The sequence below is a fragment of the Massilia sp. CFBP9012 genome, assembly GCF_034045115.1.
Taxonomy (GTDB): Bacteria; Pseudomonadota; Gammaproteobacteria; order Burkholderiales; family Burkholderiaceae_D; genus Telluria.
Genome location: NZ_JAXCWM010000034.1, coordinates 1 through 638, shown reverse-complemented (window position 1 = coordinate 638; position 638 = coordinate 1). Strand labels below are relative to the sequence as shown.

Sequence of the window (638 nt, the reverse complement as noted above, 5' to 3'; positions counted from 1 at the left end):
GCAGGCGGCTCGACCGGCTCGCTGGCTGGCGGCAACGGCGGCGCGAACGGCGCCATCGGCACCGGCGCCGGCGGCGCGGGCGGCGCAGGCGAATCCAACGGCGGTGCAGGCGCTGCAGGCGGCCTGGGCGGCGCAGGCGGCACCGGCGGCGCATCGTCGGGCTCGACCCTGACCGCATCGAACGGCGCCAGCGGCGGCGGCGCAGCGATCGGCGACGCCACCTCGACCTCGGGTTCCGGCGGCATGCCAGGCTCGGGCACCGAAACCGCCGGCACCGGCGGCGCCAGCGGCGCGGCCACCAACACCGGCGGCACCTCGACCGCAGGCAGCCCAACCAGCGGCGCCAGCTCGGGCACCGCGGGTGACTCGATGGCCGGCACCGGCGGTGCAGGCGCGGCAGGCGGCGCAGGCGGTTCGGGCGCAGCTGGCACCAACACCTCGGGCGCCGGCGCAGCAGGCGGCGCGGCCACCGGCGGCACCGCAGGTTCGGGCGCGGCACTGGCAGGCACCGGCGGCGCAGGCGCCACCGGCACCGCAGGCACTGGCGGTTCGGGCGCGGCTGGCACGGCAGGCGCTGGCGGTAACGGCGCCACCGGCACCGGCGGCGCAGGCGGCGCGGGCCAGGGCGGCACGGCAGG

Annotated in this window: 1 pseudogene; it reads left to right on the top strand. The window is 80.6% G+C overall.

Annotated elements, in window-relative coordinates:
• Nucleotides 1–638: pseudogene (locus SOM61_RS26400) on the top strand (hypothetical protein); the annotation flags it as partial.